Genomic DNA, 18,214 nt, shown 5'->3' with positions numbered 1-18,214 from the left:
CTATTTTCAATACAAAGCTGCCTGTAACATGAGAAAAATATTAATATTGCTGCTGGCCATTCCCGCAATGGCCTTCACTCAATCTTCTACTACTATGAATGCATACCAATGGCCGGCCGGCGTACAACCGCCCATGGCGGAAAAAGCACCTAAAGAATTTATAGCCCATGGCGATAAGCGTATTGATGACTATTACTGGCTGAACCAGCGCGAGGACCCGAAAGTGCTGGATTACCTGAAAGCAGAAAATACTTACCTCGACGCCATGATGGGCGGCACAAAGGAACTGCGGGAGAAATTATTCAATGAAATGAAGGGCCGCATTAAAGAAAAAGATGAATCGCTGCCTTATAAAGACAATGGCTACTGGTATTATGCCCGCTTTGAGGAAGGCAAACAGTACCCCATGTATTGCCGCAAAAAAGAAACCCTGGAAGCGCCGGAAGAAATTATGCTCGACCAGAATAAACTGGCTGAAGGCTTCCCTTATTATTCCATTGGCGGCCGTGCCGTCAGCGATAACAATGAGCTGCTTGCCTATACGGTAGATTCGGTGGGCAGAAGGATCTATGGCCTGCGCATTAAGAACCTGGTGACCGGCATCACCTACCCCGAGAATATCACCAATGTTGATGGCGGCTATATTGTGTGGGCGGCTGATAACAAAACCATTTTCTATGTAAAAAAAGATGTGACCACCTTACTGGGCTACCAGGTTTGGCGGCATGAACTGGGCACCGATCCTTCCAAAGACGTTATGGTATTCGAGGAGAAAGACAATCGTTTCTATATTGGCGCTTACCGCACCAAATCGAAGAAGTACATGGTGATCTGGTCAAGCATGAACCAGGTATCAACCGAATACCGCCTGCTGGAAGCTAACAACCCAACCGGTTCTTTCAAAGTGTTTGAACCCCGAAAAGAAAACTTCCAGTACAGTATAGAACATTTCAATGATAAATTCTATATCCGAACAGATTTAATGGCGCCGAACTTCCGTCTCATGGAAACGCCTGAAACAAAAACCGGTGTGGCCAACTGGAAAGAAGTGATCCCGCATCGAAAAGATGTTTACATCAGCAACCTGCTGGTATTTAACAACCACCTGGTGCTGGGCGAAGTGAAGGATGCGTTGAACCAGCTGCGCGTTATTAACCTCACCAGTCACCAGGATTACTATATTACCTTTCCGGAAGCGGTTTATGCAGCTTTTCCCAATATAAACCCCGATTACAACACCAATATGCTGAGGCTCTCCTATACGTCCATGACCACGCCCGTTTCCATCTATGATTTTAATATGGATACCCAGCAACGGGAACTGAAAAAACAGACGGAAGTACTGGGCGGTTTCAATAAAGAGGAATATACTGCTGAGCGTTTATGGGCAACCGTACGGGATGGGGTGAAAGTGCCGATTTCGCTGGTGTATAAAAAAGGCATAAAAAAAGACGGTTCCAACCCATTGCTATTATACGCATACGGCTCCTATGGTTCCAGCATGTCGCCCTCGTTCAACAGCAATATCATCAGCCTGCTCAACCGTGGCTTTATATATGCAATTGCACATGTACGGGGCGGACAGGAAATGGGCCGCCCCTGGTACGACCAGGGCCATCTGTTCAATAAAAAGAATACGTTTTTTGATTTTATCGATTGCGGTGAATTCCTGATCAAAGAAAAGTATACCGTTAAAGAACACCTGTATGCCAATGGCGGCAGCGCCGGTGGTTTACTGATGGGCGCCATCGTTAATTACCGGCCCGATCTGTGGCATGGCGTAGTGGCCGATGTCCCGTTTGTAGATGTGATCACCACCATGAGCGATCCCAGCATTCCGCTCACCACAGGTGAATACAAGGAATGGGGAAACCCTGCAGTTGAAAAAGAGTATTTCTATATGAAATCGTATTCGCCGTATGACAATGTAGAGAAAAAGGCATACCCCAATATGCTGGTGACTACCGGACTGCATGATTCGCAGGTACAATATTTTGAACCGGCCAAATGGGTAGCCAAATTGCGGGAATTAAAAACAGATAACAACAAACTCTTTTTCAAGACCAATATGGAAGCAGGCCATGGTGGTTCTTCGGGCCGTTTTGATTACCTGAAGGAGGTTGCCTGGCGCTATGCGTTCTTTTTGGCGTTGGAGGATAAGACTGAATAATTCGATTATAGCCCGCTCATCAGCGGGCTTTCTTTTTGTTACAGCCGGTTAAACCCAGTTACAACCAACACAGCAAACCACTACATATCAACCCCTTACAAAAACCTCGCCGTGCCCATATCGAGCGGACCATTGTAAGGCCAGGGACCATCGGCGATAACAAGTTCGGTATGTGGCCAGGCGATCCAGTTGTTGCGTGGCATAGCAGCTGCTGTAATAAGGTTCTGCAATACAACGTTGAGGTCATCCATACGCCATACATCTTCATTGGGATCATCTTCTTTACCTGCTGAGGCATCCATTGCTTCCTGCCCCGTTCGCGACAGTACAAGCGTTGAACAGGGCGGGCTCCAGCAACCCAATCCGCCAAAAACGGCCTGCAGTCTTGCCGCTACTTCTATGCCGCCAACAGAATCCATGGTCACAGCACAGGCAACCGGCTTACCGAAAAAAGCCGGGGTATTTTCAAAAGCGGTTGTTACTTCAATAAAACGCTGCAATGGCGAGCTCCAGTTATTCCAGTATACGCCACTCACTACCAGAAAGCCATCGCAGGCAACAAGTAATTCATAAACTTCCCTTATTGTTGGCTGTGGATCGGTCAGTGTTAACAGGGTCGCCTGTTGTTGCAATTCATGTACTATCACTGTTGCCCGTTTTGCCACTGCGCCGCAATTACCGGTTGTTCCGCGAAGCGAGCCATTGATGATGCCAATATTTTTTGGTGTCATATTGCAAATACTAAGAAGTCTCAAAGTAAGGCAAAAAAAAGCTGCAGCGGTAAATGACCACTGCAGCGTTCACAAGTATCGCAATTTTTTTATTTTGGTCTGAACAGGCTATCGATCAGTTGTTGATCGAAGTGTTCTGAAACATCACCTTTAATGTTGTGATATACGGCGCTTACAAAAATGGTTTTGGCAGCGTCCATAATAGCCATGATCACAAAGAAGGCTGCCACAGCTGCTGCAATGCCTACAATTGGATGTATAAGCATACCCAGGAAGAATAAAGGCAGGCAAATGACCAGCAGGCCTAAAAAATGGATCAAACCGAAACTGAAACCGGCTGAAAGGCTTTCGCCCCATTTTTCTTTCATCATTTGGGTAGAACGTTTTACCGCGTCGATGGGACCTACGTTTTCATACGCAATTACAGGAACAACAAAGAAGGTTGCCACGCTCCATACCAGACCAATAATACCGGTAACGATCTTTCCAACGATGCCTGAGTTTTCCTGGATGGCTTTTAAAATAAGTCCGACCGTTGCAGCCACCATTGCCCAGGAAAAAATAGCGCCAATGCGGCTAACACTGAATTGGAGGCCTTTCTTTAAAGTCACTTCTTCACCATTCAGGTACAAACGGGTACAATGAATAAGCGCCATATTAAAGAAAACCACTATGAAGTAGTTAACTACATAAAAAATGAATAACACCGCATAATACTCGGTGCGCGAAAACTCACCCAGGTTATCCAGGTCCCAGCCCGAACCGGCTGCCAGGAAGGTGAAAAACGAGCCGATCACCAATATCAGCGAAATGGCCGACAGTATGGGGAAAAGGATCAATTGCTGGTTTGCTTTGAGTATTTTGAAACTGCTCATGGCCAGTTTCCAGCCATTGGAGATACGATCAGAAAATGCCATAGGGGTAATTTTTTGTTATATTGACATTAAATATAAAGAATTTGGCGGAGCCGGTCAAGGGGCACACCCGGCTTAACAAAAACTATTCGCGGCGGCCGTCTTTGAACTTATTCAGTTTGCCCTGGTTAGCAGTTATTCTTTGCTTTGTATTTTCGATATCCTTTTGCAGATCATCCACTCTACCAGATGCTTTCCTTGCATTTTTGGCATCACGCTTTGCAATACTTGCTTTTTTATCAGCTCTCCGGGCCAGTTTTTTATTCCCGGGTTTATCGCTTAATTTATTGGCTGCTTTTAAATTTTCATTCGCAGATTCCTGTGCCCGCATCGTGGCATCCTCTTTCTTTTTTATTTGTTGCTCAAGCTGGCTTTGTAATTTTTCAAGTTTAGTTTGATCTGCATTGATCTTTGATACCAGGGAAAGAGAATCTGTATTGACCTCCTGGGCAGATACAGACATACAAAAAAACAGCAAAGCAATCGGGGTTAATAACAATACTTTTCGCATACTATACTTTTAAATGTTCGCTTACAACTATTGACAGTTATTATTCGGTACAACAGTGGTTTATAGGTATGTCGTTACAGGCAACCATATATTACACCTGATATCGCTCTTTAACATTTCAAAAATAAGTAAACAAATAGTTCAAGGCCATGTAATGTTAACCTGCTTCCAATATTGAAAAATAGGAATAAGCTATTTCCTGCCCTCATAAAATATGCTGCACTATTTAAAAAGTACATTGAATATGGACAAAGGATGGTATGACTTTATGGATAAATTACGCAAAGGTTGTTATATTGGGGGTAGGCCTCCTGGTGGAATGTAAATAGATGATATTTAATACAAACGACCAAAGAGCCGCCTCACCATTCCCAGGCCTAAATCTGTAACCGATTACAATTTTATAGAAAAATATACCGGTAAGGGGGTACTACTACCTGAAAACATGGTAGTTCAGCCGAACTAAAACCATGCGGTAACAGAAAAAATAAAAAATAAATATTAAAATAAAATATCCTAACTTAGGCTAAGCATGTACTTACGAACAACAATAGCTAAAATCGTTTGTGCTATTGCTTCAGCAACTCTCCCAACCAAACCATTCGCACCATTCCGATCCCTTCTGGTTAAGCCTCGAATATAGTAGCATCTCAGGTCATATAGGACTGGCCATGTAGTGAATTGCTTTCAAACCAATAAACAGGTAAGCATTTTATTTCAAGACGCGGGGGATATAGCAGCAACTTCCATTTCAACCTTCTGGCAATTATACTTACCTGTTGGTTCATAAAGACCTGACTCAATAAATAAAAGACCGGCTTATACAGGCCCGGGCAAATCCGCAAACCCGGATCTGCCGGGAGCTTATTTATTAAACGCATGTTCCTGCCATGAACCCCAAAAACAACAACTTATGAAAGGTCCTGCAGAAAACAACCCGATCAATAAAATACTGCTGATCGATGATGACCCGGCAGCCAATTATTTATCAAAGGAATTGCTTGAACGGCTGCATGTAGCTAAAGAAATTGAAATTGCTGAAAATTGCCTCCGGGCGCTTGAACTCATTAAACAAACCAATTGCGCCGATATCATTCTGCTTGATATAAGAATGCCCGGGCTCGATGGGTTCGATTTTCTGGATAAACTGAGAAAACTGGCGCTTACGAAAAAAATAAAAGTCGTGATGCTCACCAGTTCCCTGCGGCCAGAGGATAAATTAAAAGCGTTCAGCTACAAGGCCGTCGTTGATTATCTCGAAAAACCCTTAACACCCGAAAAGGTGGAATTGATTGCAACTACTTACCTCAACTAATGCCGCAATGAAAAGAATAATTGCTTTTGCATTATGCATGCTTGTCTTTATTATTTCCGTGAGTGCTCAAAAAAAAGATTCTGTATCACAACTGCTGCGCCTGTCGATCGAAAACCTGATGAATATCCCCATTTATTCGGCCTCTAAAATTGCCGAATCAAGTTTTGAAGCGCCCCTGTCCTCAACCGTTATCACCAAAGAGCAAATAAAACGGTCGGGCTGCACCTCCATTATGGAAGCCTTGCGCCTGATGCCCGGGGTAATAGTGCGCGAACAAACCAACGGCAATTATGATATCCACCTCAGGGGGCTCGATAATATACCGCCCAATTCGAGCCTGATATTTTTTACCAGTTCCACCACCCTGGTAATGATCGACAACTACCCCGTGTATAATTATTTACATGGTGGAACCTTTTGGGAAACCCTGCCGGTTGATATTAATGATGTAGAGAAAATTGAAGTGGTAAGGGGCCCTTCCGCCGCCCTGTACGGCCCCAATGCTGTTTCGGGCGTCATCAACATCCTTACCCGTAAACCTGAAAAAGCAGGACTATATACGGTTGCCAACGCCCGCTACGGCAGCTACCAGTCATTCATTGCAAATGCCTCCGCCGGCTATAATTTCAATGATAAATTCAGCTTCATTGTGTCGGGCAATTATCAAAACAGGAACCGCACGCAGGCCGACTATTACGATGAGCTCACCGCCAAATATGTACCGCTTGATTCGGTTGCTGCAGTAAAATATAATCCGGGAGGAACCGCCAATACCCATGAAAAATATCCGCACCCGCAGCTGGCCATGCAAAAATATGCCGCCAATGGCTTTATTAATTACGATCCTTCGGAAAAGATAAAGATGGCAGCCGCTTTTGGCGCCCAGCATTCCGAAGTGCAAAAGGCATTTGGGGCCGATACCTATTCAGCTTATTTAACCACTGCCCGCTCCGATACGCGATACGCCAATCTCAAGGGTAACCTCAATGATTGTATCATTCAGTTATCATATCTCAATGGAACACAATCCCCGGTTATAGGTGGCACTATCTGGAAATGGGATTTTAACACCTTCGATGCATTGGTGGAATACAATTTCTCAAAAATTAAAAATTTAACGCTTACCCCGGGCATCATCTACCGGCAGGCCGTGTACGACGACAGTAAATATGTAAATACCGCCATAAAACAGGGGTTCTGGAGTGGCCGGGCCGAATCGACCACTAAAGCGGCTTCCCTGCGGGCTGATTACAGATTATTCAACCAACGGCTTCGCCTGGTTAGCGGCGGGCGGGCCGACAAATTCAATTACCCCGGCAAAACATATTATTCTTATCAACTGGCCGCCACCTACAAGATCAATGAGCGCAATTTGATCAGGGTGGTACATTCAAAAGCGAACAGAGCGCCTTTAATTATTGATCTGTTCTCAAACCTCGATCTTACAGGCCCATTGAATGCGACTCAAACTTACCTGCTTGAAGTACGGGGAAATAAAAACATAAAGCTGCTGTCCTCTACCCTATTTGAAGCAGGTTACAGGATTCAGCCAACAGCCAAATTGAAATTTGATCTGGAGCTATTCACCACAAAGACCCGCAATTTTTCCTATACTATTTTTGAAAGCGGCACCTTCAATAACAGCGGCCCCATCGGGTTTCAGGGTTTGCTCGACCTGAACAATATAACCGTTTATGCAAAACAATGGGGCGGCACTTTGACGGCCAATATTGTTGCCGGCAACTGGCAACTCAAACCTTTCATTACCCTGCAAAAAACCATGTTATACGATTACTCCATCTATGCCAATTCGCCGCAGGCCCCATCCCTTCCTTCCAATAACAATAATCCGGCACTGTACAATATATATTCAGGCATGGGAACAAAAATAAAACACCAGGCTACACCTTCATGCTATGGCGGCGCCTATATTAACTGGAAACCCGGCAAATTGAACGTCAATTTAAATCCCTGGTTTTACAGCAGCCAAACCCAGTTACACAGCAGCAACCTTACTTATAAAGATGGTAAAAGAGGAGTTGAAAATATAAAAGGCAAATGCATGTTAAACGCTACCGTATCGTACCAGATCCTGAAAAACTTCACGGTTACCCTGAGTGGCAGGAACTGTTTTAATAATGAATCGCGGGAATTCTATAAGGCAGATGCGCCTGCCTTTATGCTATTTGGCGGCGCCAGCTTTGAACTATAACCCATTTTGATCACTACCATTGCAAGCAATAACCAATGAAAAATTACCGATCGCATACATATAAAGAAACACCAGCAAAGCGTAAGCTTTATAAAACTTTGTTATGGTTGTTTGTAACAACTTTCTCATTTACCAGCTTCAGGCAAAAAGACCAGGCAAAGGAATACAACCTCAAGGCGGCATTCATTTATAATTTCACCAGGTATATTGAATGGAAAGAGTCTTCAGACCAAAATGAATTTATTATTGGCGTCATCGGCACCTCGCCCATCAATGATCCGCTTGCCGAAATAGTAAAAACGGAAATGGTTGATAACAAGAAGATCATTGTAAAGCAATTCAGCAAGCCCGCAGATATCACGTTCTGCCATATTCTGTTCATCTCCGATAAATCAAGCGTTCCGCTTGATGATATTCTGGCCAAAACAACCGGTAAGGGAACGCTTATCATCAGCGAACAGGATGGTTATGCAGGACTGGGTACAGCCATCAATTTCGTGATCGTAAACCGCAAGCTGAAATTTGAAGCCAATGTAAAAGCGATCAATGCGGCCGGATTAACTGCAAGCTCACAATTATTAAAACTGGCGATCATTGTAAAATAACATGCCCAGGTTCAAAAATATATCCATAAAGAACAAGCTGATCTTCATTCAGACGACAACGGCCTTTATAGCAGTGCTGGTATGCTGTATTTTTTTTGTAGTGAATGATATAAGGACCTTCAAGGACGCCGGCAACCGGAAAATATATTCGCTGGCAAGGATCGTGGGAGAAAATGCCATCCCTACCCTGCAGTTCCTTGACCAGGATGCAGCCACCCAACTCCTGTACAAACTGAACAAAGAACCCGATATAACCCAGGCCGAAGTGCTTGACAAAAACGGAAAATTATTTGCCCGGTATTTACGGGAACAACCGTCAGGCGATTCCACGAATCATAAACAGGAGCTGCCCTCCAACGCCACACCCGGGCAATTAACGGCCAGGTATAAACTGTACCAGGAAAAAGAATTTCTGGGCACCGTTGTATTATATGCCCGGTTAAATGACCTGAACAAAATTATTGTTGGTTATGTAAAAGTGGCGTCACTGGTGTTGCTGACCGCTATTTTATCTGCTCTTATCATTTCCATTTTTCTGCAACGTTCTATTGTATTCCGCCTGTTACGACTGGTCACAAAAACAAAAGAAGTGGCTAAAACCGGAAATTATTCATTGCGCGTGGCCGGTACCGGCAATGACGAAATAGGAACACTGGCCGGCGGTTTTAATGCCATGCTGGAACAAATTGAAAAAATGGACCGGTATCTTAAAGAAACCAATGCCGAGCTGAAAACCTATTCTATCAACCTGGAAAGCAAGAACCGCGAGCTGGAAGAATTTGCCTATATCAGCTCGCACGATATGAAATCGCCCATCACCAGTTTATATGGTATGCTCTCCTTAATGCAGCAGAAAGAAGTGGTGAAGCCCGAACACCGGCATTTGTTTGACCTGGCCATTAATTCGGTACGGCAAATGCAAAAGACCATTAATGCACTCAATGAAATAATTGCTTTCAGAAAAACACTTAAAATAGAACGACAGCAAATAGACCTGGCCGAAGCGCTGGAAGAAGTGAAATTAAGGATAGTGGACCAGATCAGCACTTCCCGGGCGGTTATACAGGCCGATTTCTCGAAATGCCCCTATGTGAACTTCCCCGAGGTTCACCTCAAAAGTATTTTTCAAAACCTGCTTACGAATGCCATTAAATATAAACAGAAAGGAAAGCCGCCGGTCATTGAGATTTCAACAAAAAGCGAAGGCAACTTTGTGGTGCTGGAAGTAAAGGACAATGGCCTGGGCATTGACATGAACCGCTTTAAAGATAAATTATTCGGATTGTTCCAGCGTTTTCATACACATACAGAAGGAACGGGTATTGGCCTGCATATGATACACTCCATAGTGGAATCGTATGGCGGCAGAATTTATTTGGAAAGTGAAGAGAACCGGGGAACAATCTTTAAAATTTACCTCGACAATGCACCACTTTAATAAAGTACTATTGGTCGACGATGATGAAGCCACTAATTTTTTGGCAGAACTGGCATTCAAGAACCTGGCTATTGCCAATGAAATTGAAGTAGCCAGCGATGGATTGATCGCCTATGAATGGCTCAAGCAACAAAACAATTGCCCCGATATTATTTTCCTCGACATCCGCATGCCGCGCATGGATGGGTTTGATTTCCTCGACAATTTTGCTGAAATGAACGTTTGCAAACAGGTTAAGATCGTCATGCTCACTTCCTCAACGCGGCAGGAAGATAAAAAAAGAGCATTCACCTATAATGCCGTTATCGATTACCTCGAAAAACCTTTGACCGAGGACATGATCAGGAAGATTGCGGATAGTTATTTTGAGGATTGATTTGATCTAAGATGCATAACTATAGCATTAACGCTGACGAGCGGTAAACGGTTATCGGTATACCGTTAAGTATGAAAAAAGATCCCGCCATACGACGGGACCCTTTTTTAAAAAACCCACCCCCCGCCTGCTTATTGCAACTGCAAAGCTTTTAAAAATTCATTGTACGCCTCTTTCTTATTATAACCTTCTCCCCACAATAAGGGATAATCTTTTGTATGATAAGGCAGGCGGCTACGCAGCCAGGAATCGCTGTCGCTAACGCCCCACACCGTTATTCCATACCGCTGAGCTTCGGGCACATTGCGGATATACGATTCCACCACATATTTATACTTCGCCGCCTGTTGTGGGAACATAGTAGGCGTAATAACAAAGTTGGCTGTTTGCGGATCGGTTTGGCTGCCCAGGTTTACGCTGATATCCAGTTCGGTAATTCGAACCAGCAAGCCGAGCTGCGCCATTTTCAGCAGCGCATTGTCAATGCCGGTAGTGGTATTCAGGTAACTCATGTGCATTTGTAACCCTACCCCATCAATGGGCACCCCCTTTGCTTTTAACCGCGTTACCAGGGCAATCAGCGAATCCATTTTACGTGGGTTCGATTCATGGCCATAGTCGTTCAGGAACAACTTTGCAGTGGGATCAACCGCATGGGCATAGTTAAACACTTTTGTAAGCAAACTATCGCCATTGGTGATGGCGGTTGCGCCTGCCGCGGTTCTGTCGCCCATATAATCGCTCCAGTAAAAGGCATCGCTGCTGCTGGTGCCGGTGCGTAAAATACCATTGTCATCGAGCACTTCATTGGCCACATCCCAGGCATGCACTTTGTCTTTGTAGTGCGTCATCATGGCTGTTATAAAATTCTTAAGCGTGCTGTCGATGCGCATTTTTTGTTCGGCAAATGAAGCGGCCGAAGCTGGCGGATTGACCAGCGTAACGCTTACGCTGTCGATATAATACGTATTGGCCAGGTAACCCATATCAAACATGATCTTCTTGCTTACATCATTTGCCGTGAACGTCCATTCGTAGGGCGCCCAGCTTGTAGTAGGATAATAATCGGCTGAATATTGTGCCGAAGGGCTATTCGATAACCTGAATTTTCCACCGGCATTGGCAGCTTTGGCGTAAAAGCGCACTTTATACGCCGTGCCCGTTGTAGTTGTAATGGCATCGCTGGCAATTTGTACACTCCAGGGATTGCCGGCAGCAGCTGGTGCTGCTTTGAGTGAACGGGCCCCTTCATACATTTCTCCGGCAGCTGTACCGGCACTGATATACGATGAACCATTCAATACACTAAAGTTGGCAAACGGCGTGGTGCTGCCCGGCGTTTCAAATGTACCGTTGGCGATAAGACTGGGATTGCTGGGTGTGCTGCCCGGTACGGCAAGCAAATTGCGCAAATAATTCCCGTTGTTGTTCTGATGCCAGCACAACGTATGTCCGTATACGCCCAAACCGGCGCCTGTTACTTTCGCTACCATGGCATCGGCTTTTGAAAAATTATAACTGCCGTTGCTTTGCACAATGGCGCCATGTTTCATATTGTAACCAAAGGTCACATTACTGAATTGCGAAAATACCGTACTGGTATACATGCCATCGGTCATAATAGAATCGTAATTGACGGCCACGCCTAAAGGGAAAGGTGCCACCCCGTGCAACGTGGCGTCGGTGCCGGGATCCGTTTTCTTATCCGATTCAATATTCTTCTGGCAACCGGCGCCCCACATGGCCGATAACAGCAACAGGGGCATTGATATCTTTATAATTTTCATTGGATTGTACTTTTGGGTTTTAAATCTTAATAAGCAAAACGCACATTATCGATATTCGCTTCCATAGCTGCACTGGCATACCCACTAAAATGGAATTTTACCTTGGTGATATTGGCCGGGTTTGGCGTAACCGTTCCACCACCGTAATTATTGAATAGCTGCGTCAATGGTAAGCTTATGGTATTCCAACCAGTACCATTTATCGCAACTGTTTTGGCAAAATTGGTGGAGTTGTTATCGGTAGTGCTTTCCTGCACAATCACCTGCAGCATGGTTCCCGTTTTGCCATTATTGTTCACATCGAACTTCAGCGTGGTAGCTGCCGTGGTGGAGGTTAACCCAAACGTTTCGGAGCCCGACCCTATAGCATAGGTTGAAATGCCTGCATACCCATTGGTGCTGGTTGCATTGGGAACGGCTTTTAAAAAGAACCCGTTCTTTGGGTCAGGATTGGTGTTGGTCACCGTCTTCGAATTCATATCGCCATACGAATACCACGAACCGCCATTAGGCCGTATACCGGCGCCATCGAAATCAGCCACCAGCAAAGCCCGTTCGCCCACCGTAAGAATGGAGGCGCTTGTAGCGGTTCCACCGGCTGTAACAACAGTGATGAGGCCCGATGAAGCACCGGTTGGTATTTTAACCTTAAGCTGCGTTTTCGAAGAGGAATCGGTAATAATGGCCGGGGTAGATCCGATGGAGACAGATTGTATGCGGGTAAACAACTTTCCCGTAATGGTGATGGTATCGCCTTCCGGTGCATTGGCCGGGTTAAAACTGCTTATCACCGGCGCCGGCTGCATTACCGTAAAGTTTACCGTGGCTGTTTTCCCCAGCCTGTTGGTAAGCGTTATAAGCTGATCGCCATAGTGCGCATTGGTTGGCACGTTTGTTAAAACAGCGGTGGAAGTATTGAATACCGAACTGAAGCTGGCCGCAGTGCTATCAAACTTTATAGATACAATATCCTGCATATCGTGCCCTGAAATGGTAAGGAATGTTTCAGGAAATGCCGATGCCGGGCTCACACTCAGATCGGCCGGCGTACCCGATGTATCTTTCCTGCATCCGGTGAATAACAATGTAGTTATTAACCATAGCCAGGTGCAATATATAATGCGTTTTTTCATGAATGTTGGTTTTGGAATTAATAATAAGCGGCCGGAGCTTCAGCCAGCTTTGGATCGCTGTCTATTTCCGATTGTGGTATCGGGAACAACAGCATGGTGGGTGTTACGGTTATTTTGTTCGAACTCACAGATCCTGAACCGCACCAGCCATCGAACAAACCTCTTTCGGTATTGCTTAGTTTGGTGATCGCTTTAGCCTGGGGTAACCGCAGTACATCGTACCAGTACTGGCCTTCAAAAGCAAATTCAAGCCTTCTTTCGCGCAACAGGTCATCGATGCTAATGCTGCTTACGGGTATGCTGCCGAGGCCGGCCCTTGTTCTTACCCGCATAAACTGCGCAATGGCCTGTGCATCGGTGGTTGAGGTATTGTTCCCGATCACCGCTTCTACATAGGTCAGTAGTACATCGGCATAGCGGATCATATAGGTATTGATGCCTGTTGACATCATATACACGCCGCCGGTAGCGGCATTGTCTTCATAATTACCTACTACATATTTTTTTACGTTGGCGCCGGTGCGCGATTTGCAGGAAGGATAGGTATAGCCGCCTTTCGCCTGCAGCAGTTCGGCATAATAATCACCGGCCCGCATATAGGTAGGCTTTCTTCTAAGATCGCCGGCAATAGAATCGCGTTGGAAATCGATGCTGGGTTTAAAACTTCCCCAGCCGTCCTGTGCACCGGTGAGTTCCTGTCCGTACGGCGCACAATACGCCTGCGTAACATTACCGGTTCCATAGCCGCCATCGGCATTGCTGGCTTTCCATTGTAATGCAAAAATGGATTCCTTGTTATTATTGTTGCGTGTATAAAACAGATCGGCATAACTGCTCATTAACCCATAGCCATACAGGCTTTCATTACTGATCAGTTCCCAGGCTTTGTTCTTTGCATTGTCAAAATCATCCATGGTAAGATATACTTTCGCCAGCAGCGCCTTGGCAGCACCTGCCGATACACGGCCCGGCGTAGAAGCTTTAACCGGCAAACTGGTTTCGGCCTGTTGGAGATCTTTTACAATGAATTTGTACACATCGGTCACTATATGGCGGGGATACTGGTACCCTTTATTAAAGTCAGCAGTATCTTCTAATATTGGAACGGCGCCGTAATTCCTTACCAGGTAAAAATAGGCAGCGGCGCGCATAAACAAACACTCGCCCATGGCAGTGTTCACCGTTGCCGCATCGAGGGCACCGGTATTGCGGTTCAGGTTGTTCATGATGGCATTGGCCTGCCCCACTACGGTGTACAGCGAAGCCCAGCCTTTGTACAGGTATTCATTACTTTGGGTAACGTTCATGTTCTGAAACTGAAGCATGGGCACATTGGCATCGCCGGTTGAATTGCCGGCGTATACATCGCCAATGCTCATACTATAGGTGCAATTGAAATTATACCAGGGCGCGCCATATAATACAGCCGTGGCAGTTTGCACTTCGGCAGCAGTGGTAAAATAATTATCTACGGTATATTGACCGGTTGGGGTGCCATCAAAAAATGATTTCTTACACCCAAACAAAATGGTAACGGCCATCAACATTCCCGCCAGGCAACTCCTGTTTTTATAGTTATTGTTCATTTGTTCGTGTTTAATAATGGTAAAGGGTTTTAAAATTCAACGTTTATACCCCCGATAATAGTTCTGGGAACGGGATAACGTCCCATATCAATACCATTGAGGAAAACGTTGCCATTAAGCGCACCCACTTCAGGATCGTACCCTGAATAATGCGTAAACGTATGCAGGTTCTGGACGGTACAATACAGGCGCATTTTACCAATGCCCCTGATGCGGTTCTTCAGCAAATTGGAAACATTATAGCCCAGCGTAATATTTTGAATACGCAGGTAAGAACCGTTTTCGATAAAGCGGTTGCTGATGGCCGTATTTTCGTTGGGGTCGCCATTTACATAACGGGGCATGTTTGTATTGGTGTTATCAAAGGTCCACCTGTTTTTCACACTGGCCATTTGATTACCGGCGGTTGCCGTCATGGCTTCGCCCCAAACGCGGGTGTAATTAAAGATGTCGTTGCCATATGAACCGTACACGAAGATGGAGAGATCAAAATCCTTATACCCGATATTATTGGTAAAGCCATAGGTAAACTTTGGATTGGGGTTGCCAATGATAACACGGTCATCGCCATTGATCTGGTTGTTCTTATCCTGGTCGCGGTATTGCACATCGCCGAGATAGGTACCGGTTTTGGCATCAATCACGTTATTGGCGCGGATGGCCGAACCATACAGTTGCTCCGGCGTCTGGAACAAACCGATCTTTTCATACCCATAAAATAAACCTACAGGTTGCCCCACCACCGTTTTCGTGATGGGCGGGTTGCCATTCACGGCCAGTGTTTGGGTAATGTTCGAAGTCTGGCTGTTCAGTTCTTTTACGGTATTCTTATAATGCGAAACGATCAGTGTGCTTTTCCAGGAAACCGCTGTCATTTTGGGCGTTTGATAAATTAAACTGATATCATAGCCTACGTTCTGCATTTTTCCATAATTCACATAAGGAGCGGCCATACCCACTGTACCGCTGTTGGGAATACCCGTACCGGTAAATGCCGGGTAGGTGGCAGAGAAAAGGAATTTGTCTGAGATCTTGTTATACCAGTCAACCGTAATATTGAACTGGTTGCTGATACCGAGATCGAGGCCCAGGTTCGTTTGCGCCTGGTGTTCCCAGGTAACATCGGGATTGCTGTAATTGCTGATGTATTGCCCCAGCCCGCTTTCAAATGCGGTGGAATTAATAAATACCGGGCTCAACGCAGCACCATACACGTAATTGGGTACGTTCTGATTACCGATCTCGCCATACCCCGCGCGGAATTTTATCAGGTTGAATGCCGATTTATAGTTCTCGAAAAACGGCTCGTTCGAGAGGGTCCAGGAAGCAGACAATCCCGGGAAATAACCCACCTGTTTTCCAGGGGCAAATTTCGAGGTCCTGTCTCTTCTTATATTGGCCGTGAAAGAATAGCGCCTGTCGAAGGCATAAATGATACGGCTGAAATAAGACTCCTGGGTATTGCGGCCTATATTCTGCGAGGCGCTGGCTGTAGCCGGGTCGCCGAGACTTAACGAATACAGGTCGTTTGAGGCAAATTTAGAGCGGGCAGAAGTAATGATATTCCATTCATTCTTTTGCGCTTCCTGACCCACCATCACGGTTACATCATGTTTGCCCGTTCTTCGTTGGTAGGTCAATACATTGCGCCAGTTCCAATAAGTGGTCTTATTGTTCTGTACTTTATATGTATTCAAACTATTGATGCTTCGGCCCCAGGTAAACGTGGGCATAAAGGCATCGCTGCTATTCCAGTTGAGATCGCTTCCAAAATCGCTTCGGAAAGTAAAATCCCGGAAAATGGTCGCCTGACCGTATACATTGCTTTGCAGCTTGTTTTTATTAAGATGGGTCAAAAAAGTGTTCGCCTGGGCAACCGGGTTACCACCACTCATGGCGCCCAAACCGGCAATATCGCTGGGACCGCCATAGCTGCCATCGAGGTTATGCACCGGCACATCGGGCGATTGTTGAATGGCCATGGCTATTACGTTTCCATATCCGTTATTCGAATTATTGGTCAACGTTATATCCTGGGCAATGCTGCTGTAACTGGCATTTACGCCCACCCTGAACCATGATTTCACCTGGTTCTCTGCATTCAGCCTGAGTGTTTTCCTTTTCAGGCCAGAACCAATTACAATGCCGTCCTGGTTATAATAATCGCCCGACAGGTAATAGGTAGCGCCCTGCTTTCCGCCCGATAAACCCACCTGGTAATTTTGCATCATGGCGCTTCTGAAGATCTGCCGTTGCCAATCGGTACCCGATCCCAGCACATCGATGTTACTAAACTCGGGCTGGCGGTCAACACCCGTAAAATCGGCAATGCTGTTCTTATAGGCGGCATACCCTTTCAGATCGAGCAGGTCGAGGTATTTGTAAATTCCTGACCGGCCATTGTAGCCGTCGAAAGTGATCTTGCCATCACCGGCCTTTCCTTTTTTTGTAGTTATGATAATTACGCCATTGGCGCCGCGGTTACCATAGATCGCAGTTGCCGAGGCATCCTTTAAGATGTCTATAGATAAGATGTCGCCCGGACTAAGATAGCTCAATGCGCTCATGTTCGTTTCACCATCACCGGCAAATGAAACGGCATCTTTGTTACTGTTGCCTTCGAGCGGAACGCCATCAATTACATACAATGGCTCAGTACCGCCAAAGGTTGAAATGCCGCGGATCTTTACAGAAACGCCGCCACCGGGTGCGCCTGAATTCTGCGTCACCGTAATACCCGATGCTTTTCCCTGCAACATTTGGTCGATACCGGTTTGCGGAAGATTTTTAAAATCATCGGCACGCAACGAATAGATGGAACTATTCACATCTTTCCTTTTTTGCGAGCCATAACCGATTACCACCAATTGGTCCAATCCGTCCACCTCTGGTCTCAGGGTGATCGCCAGGGTGGTTTGATTGGCGACATTGACTTCCTTTTTTTCGAAACCCATAGCGGTTACAATGAGTACCTGGTCGCCGGCCGCGATACCAAATTCAAAATACCCGTCTTTATTGGTTGAATAGCCATTGAGGGTCCCTTTTATAACTATGTTGGCGCCGGCCACGGGTGTGCCATCTTCGGCCATCACCCTGCCGGTGATCTTGATGAGGTCCTTTGTTCTTTTGCCCGGGGAATTATAATGAAGATCATGATTACCATTCTTACCAGGATCATGATATCCTGAATATGCATGCAGTGAAAGTAATACCAGTATAGGTATTCCAGTTAGTTTAAGACATGGGGGTGCCAATGAAAAAGTGCGATTTTTCATAAAATTGTTCAGCGTTGGTTTTTTAATAGATGTTGAATATTACAGTACCTGGCTTTGCAGTTTCGCAGGTACATGTAATGCAGCCTTACCTGTAATGCAGCGCATTACAAGGTCCTTTTGATAAAGAGGATTTACATGTTGTGGTTTTTGGTTAACAATAA

13 protein-coding genes are annotated in these 18,214 nt (G+C 45.5%); 6 read left to right on the top strand and 7 right to left on the bottom strand.

Annotated elements, in window-relative coordinates:
* Positions 1 to 28 precede the first annotated feature (28 nt).
* Positions 29 to 2,170 carry a S9 family peptidase gene (locus A3860_RS14050; protein WP_245843541.1) on the top strand — a complete coding sequence of 714 codons (2,142 nt, stop codon included), beginning with the start codon at positions 29 to 31 and terminating at the stop codon, positions 2,168 to 2,170.
* Between the two features lie 95 nt (positions 2,171 to 2,265).
* Here the strand turns inward: A3860_RS14050 and A3860_RS14045 are convergent, their stop codons facing one another.
* The 3 genes from A3860_RS14045 to A3860_RS14035 form a co-directional block, all read right to left on the bottom strand.
* Positions 2,266 to 2,901, bottom strand: a complete 636-nt coding sequence (locus A3860_RS14045; RefSeq protein ID WP_081147333.1) for an NAD(P)H-dependent oxidoreductase — start codon at positions 2,899 to 2,901, stop codon at positions 2,266 to 2,268.
* 89 nt (positions 2,902 to 2,990) lie between these two features.
* Positions 2,991 to 3,818 carry a DUF6159 family protein gene (locus A3860_RS14040; RefSeq protein ID WP_081147332.1) on the bottom strand — a complete coding sequence of 276 codons (828 nt, stop codon included), beginning with the start codon at positions 3,816 to 3,818 and terminating at the stop codon, positions 2,991 to 2,993.
* An 82-nt stretch (positions 3,819 to 3,900) separates the two neighbouring features.
* Complete coding sequence (locus tag A3860_RS14035) at positions 3,901 to 4,326, bottom strand: hypothetical protein (RefSeq protein WP_081147331.1); 426 nt, start codon at positions 4,324 to 4,326, stop codon at positions 3,901 to 3,903.
* Between the two features lie 913 nt (positions 4,327 to 5,239).
* Here A3860_RS14035 and A3860_RS14030 point away from each other — a divergent pair.
* The 5 genes from A3860_RS14030 to A3860_RS14010 are packed head-to-tail and all read left to right on the top strand — an operon-like array spanning position 5,240 to position 10,272.
* Complete coding sequence (locus tag A3860_RS14030) at positions 5,240 to 5,641, top strand: response regulator (protein ID WP_081147330.1); 402 nt, start codon at positions 5,240 to 5,242, stop codon at positions 5,639 to 5,641.
* 7 nt (positions 5,642 to 5,648) lie between these two features.
* The gene (locus tag A3860_RS14025; protein WP_081147329.1) at positions 5,649 to 7,853 is read left to right on the top strand and encodes a TonB-dependent receptor plug domain-containing protein; all 2,205 of its coding nucleotides are present in this window, start codon (positions 5,649 to 5,651) and stop codon (positions 7,851 to 7,853) included.
* Positions 7,854 to 7,888: 35 nt separating this feature from the next.
* Entirely contained in the window at positions 7,889 to 8,458 is a 570-nt protein-coding gene (locus A3860_RS14020; RefSeq protein WP_081147328.1) for a YfiR family protein, read from the top strand.
* 1 nt (position 8,459) lies between these two features.
* Positions 8,460 to 9,896 (top strand): ATP-binding protein, encoded by a 1,437-nt coding sequence (locus A3860_RS14015; protein WP_081147327.1) that lies wholly within the window; start codon positions 8,460 to 8,462, stop codon positions 9,894 to 9,896.
* Positions 9,883 to 10,272, top strand: coding sequence for a response regulator (locus A3860_RS14010; protein WP_081147326.1), 390 nt, complete (start codon positions 9,883 to 9,885; stop codon positions 10,270 to 10,272). Before A3860_RS14015 ends, A3860_RS14010 begins: the two co-directional genes overlap by 14 nt.
* 131 nt (positions 10,273 to 10,403) lie before the next feature.
* Here A3860_RS14010 and A3860_RS14005 read toward each other — a convergent pair whose 3' ends face one another.
* Genes A3860_RS14005 through A3860_RS13990 form a run of 4 tightly spaced genes read right to left on the bottom strand, consistent with a single transcriptional unit; the run spans position 10,404 to position 18,053 of the window.
* Positions 10,404 to 12,059: an endo-1,4-beta-xylanase gene (locus A3860_RS14005; protein ID WP_081147325.1), complete on the bottom strand. Its 1,656-nt coding sequence runs from the start codon at positions 12,057 to 12,059 to the stop codon at positions 10,404 to 10,406.
* Positions 12,060 to 12,085: 26 nt separating this feature from the next.
* Entirely contained in the window at positions 12,086 to 13,192 is a 1,107-nt protein-coding gene (locus tag A3860_RS14000; RefSeq protein WP_081147324.1) for an IPT/TIG domain-containing protein, read from the bottom strand.
* A gap of 17 nt (positions 13,193 to 13,209) precedes the next feature.
* The gene (locus A3860_RS13995) at positions 13,210 to 14,778 is read right to left on the bottom strand and encodes a RagB/SusD family nutrient uptake outer membrane protein (RefSeq protein ID WP_081147323.1); all 1,569 of its coding nucleotides are present in this window, start codon (positions 14,776 to 14,778) and stop codon (positions 13,210 to 13,212) included.
* A gap of 29 nt (positions 14,779 to 14,807) precedes the next feature.
* Positions 14,808 to 18,053: a SusC/RagA family TonB-linked outer membrane protein gene (locus tag A3860_RS13990; RefSeq protein ID WP_081147322.1), complete on the bottom strand. Its 3,246-nt coding sequence runs from the start codon at positions 18,051 to 18,053 to the stop codon at positions 14,808 to 14,810.
* Positions 18,054 to 18,214 lie beyond the last annotated feature (161 nt).

The organism is Niastella vici (assembly GCF_002077945.1).
GTDB lineage: Bacteria > Bacteroidota > Bacteroidia > Chitinophagales > Chitinophagaceae > Niastella > Niastella vici.
Note: the sequence above shows the minus strand (reverse complement) of the source record. Positions and strands in the feature narration are given on the sequence as shown.